The 2,726-nt window shown below is 62.3% G+C and carries 3 protein-coding genes and 1 pseudogene; all 4 read right to left on the reverse strand.

All coding sequences use genetic code 11. From position 1 onward, the window contains the following. A partial coding sequence (locus tag AC04SH_RS34685) for an MFS transporter (protein WP_488578071.1) occupies positions 1 to 493 on the reverse strand: 493 nt, incomplete at its 3' end. A 10-nt stretch (positions 494 to 503) separates the two neighbouring features. After that, on the reverse strand, positions 504 to 956 hold the full coding sequence (locus AC04SH_RS34690; protein ID WP_477345352.1) for a MaoC family dehydratase: 453 nt from the start codon (positions 954 to 956) through the stop codon (positions 504 to 506). 68 nt (positions 957 to 1,024) lie between these two features. Then, a complete protein-coding gene (locus AC04SH_RS34695) occupies positions 1,025 to 2,248 on the reverse strand; it encodes an FAD-dependent monooxygenase (protein ID WP_477345354.1) in 1,224 nt (407 codons plus the stop codon). Between the two features lie 37 nt (positions 2,249 to 2,285). Beyond that, positions 2,286 to 2,726: pseudogene (locus tag AC04SH_RS34700) on the reverse strand (hypothetical protein); the annotation flags it as partial.

Consider the following 2,726-nt stretch of genomic DNA (forward strand, 5'->3'; position numbering starts at 1 on the left):
GCGGCAGCGCCGAACCCAGTGTCAACGCACCGATGACGGCGCCGAGCGCCAGTCCCCTGCCTCGTATGAACCAGGTCGAGACCAGCTTCAGCGCGGGCGGATAGACACCGGCCAACGCAACGCCGGTTAGGATGCGGGCAGCGACGATGACGACCGGGCCGGGCTGCAGCAGCAGGCAAGCATTGGCGGCGGCGGCAAGCAGTGCGGAAACCGCCATCAGCCGGTTCAGCCTGACGACATCAGGTAGATTGACGAGGCTCGAGATAAGCGCGCCGGCAACGAAGCCGATCTGCACGCCATTGGTCAGCCATGCCTCGATCGGGCCCGAGAGATGCCACACCGCCTTCAGCTCGGGAGTGATCGCGGTCGCTGAAAACCAGGTGGTCAGCGACAACACCACTGCGAGGCAGAGTATGCCCAGCACGCTCCAGCGATGCCTATCCTCGACAATAACGGCCTCGGGCGCGCTATCAGAACTCAGTTGGCGCGCCATGATCAACCACCTAGCCGCGAGCCAGCGGCACGGTGAACACCGTCGCAGTGCCGGTTAGACAGACTTCGCCGGCCTCGTTGCGTACTGAGGTCTCGATCTTGCAGATCGGCTTGTCGGGACGTACTTCCTTGATCTCGACTCGGCCGGTGATCATCTCGTCGACTCCAACCGCCTTGACGAATTTCCAGGCGACCTCGAGGAAGACGGTGCCAGGGCCAGGAAGGTCCTCGGCCACAACTGCATTGAGGATGCCGGAGGTGACGCCGCCCTGAACGATCAGCTTGCCGAAGACAGATGCCTCGGCGAGCGCCTTGTCGTAGTGCAGCGGGTTACGGTCGCCGGTCATTTCGGTGAAAGCATGGATGTCTTCCAGGCGTGTGCGTCGCGAGCGTTCGGCAAAATCGCCCACTTGCGGCCGACCCTTGACGATGCCAATCCATCCGTCCTTCGCCTGTGCACTCATCGATGTATCTCCATCCGGTTGATTTTCGTGGATCAGCCCGGCTGCGTCAGCATCCAGGCGTGGTTCACCTAAGCAGAACGAAGGGCTTCGGCGCGTTGCTGCCACCAAGGCCACGGGGAACGTCGGGCTTGCATCTCCCGTTCTACGATCCGCTCGAATTCGGCTTTCATCACACTGCTGAACTGCCGATGCCTGGCCTCGATGTCGCTGAGCGTCCAGTCGAACGAGGCTATTGCGTCGGTGGCCTTGAGGATCTGCTCGGCGATAACGTCCCGTTCGCGTTGATAGGATGCGAAAGCTTGAGCCGATCCGTCGAGGACCGCACGCGCCAGGCTTTCGCTGTCTCGCAAAGCATCCGAAATGCCATGCGAGGTGATCGGGTCTCGGAAGAACCCGGCATCACCGACCAGCGCCCAGCCCGGACCATACACCTGGCGTAGGAAGCCCGGCACGCCGCGGAACACACGTATACGACCGTCGCTCAAACTATCGCCGTGGGCCTTCTCGGCCTGGGCGGCCAGCGCAGGAGAAAGTGACCGCAGGACAGCCATCCGGGCGTCTTCGTGGCCGCCCCGAAAGCGTTCGTCGAAATGTTCTGTCGGTACCGAGGCTACAATGCAGGCAAGGCCGTCATTTGTCGGGATGAACGAGCCGCTCACACCCTCCCGAAAATACCAATGATAGCTGCTCTCCGGCTCCGCCGGGACGTAGGCATACAGATGGGCAGCCGAGACTCGGCCGCGCCGCAGCGTCTGGGCTCCAGAGCGCTTCGCCACCAGCGAGCCAATCCCGTCGGCGCCAACTACGATGTCGGCTGTGACGGTATGAGGCGTCCCTTCAGAAGTGACTATCTTAACGCCGCGCATCCTGGCATCAGCGCCGCTGACGAGATCCGCAACAACCGTGTCGTGCAATACCTCGGCGCCGGCCTCGCGCGCGGCATCGACCAACGTCCTATCCAGCAGCGTGCGCCTAGGAGCTATCAGGCCACGCAGCTGCTGACTCGCGCGCAGGGGTATGGTGATTTGCTCATCGCCGTAGTGGAAGGTGGTCGCGGTTATCAGCGGCGTGCCGGCGTCCAGCAGCCTTTGCAGCAGGCCCCAGCGGGACAGCTGGAGAACAGCCGGACGCATCAACGCGTGCGTCGAGAGCGTGTCCGACCCATAGGCCTTGCGGTCTACCGCAAGGACTCGCAGACCGGCTCGTGCGAGCAGCATGGCGGTCGAAGCACCTGCGCAGCGAGCGCCGACTACGATGGCGTCGTAATGGGAATAGGCTGGTTTGATGTACATCTTGATGTCCTTGGGGAGTCGGGTATTTGGACGGCGATCAAAGGTGCGTCCGCGCCGACGCCGTTAAATTGGAACCGCGCTTGCGCGGGAAATCGAAACGCAACTCTGATTGGCTCGTTGACCGTTCGACGTAGTCGGTCAGATGCGCGGTTAGTTCCCGCGCGTCGTCTTCGGCGCCGTGAATGAAGCTCGATTTCCGGCGACGCAGATATGGCAGGCCTACCACATAGACCCCTGGAACGTCAGCAACGCCTCGATCGTGCTTCAGGTCGCCCTTGCGATCGAAGATCGGCAAATCCAGCCATGAAAAATCCGGCCGAAAACCGGTAGCCCATAGCACCGTGCGAACGTCTTCGCCGAGTTTGAGTTTCAGTTGCGGCGCCGCGTCGATTGCAGTGGGGGCAAAACGCTCGATGGGACCGACGCCGGACGGTGCATTCGCCTCTGCCCATTCGTCGATCGATGCGAGCAGCCGGTT

The sequence above is a fragment of the Mesorhizobium sp. CNPSo 4688 genome, assembly GCF_057784295.1.

What these genes read in the sequence shown, in the direction of transcription:
- AC04SH_RS34690 (WP_477345352.1), bottom strand. Translation starts at nt 956, where the DNA reads ATGAGTGCACAGGCGAAGGACGGATGGATTGGCATCGTCAAGGGTCGG.
- AC04SH_RS34695 (WP_477345354.1), bottom strand. Translation starts at nt 2,248, where the DNA reads ATGTACATCAAACCAGCCTATTCCCATTACGACGCCATCGTAGTCGGC.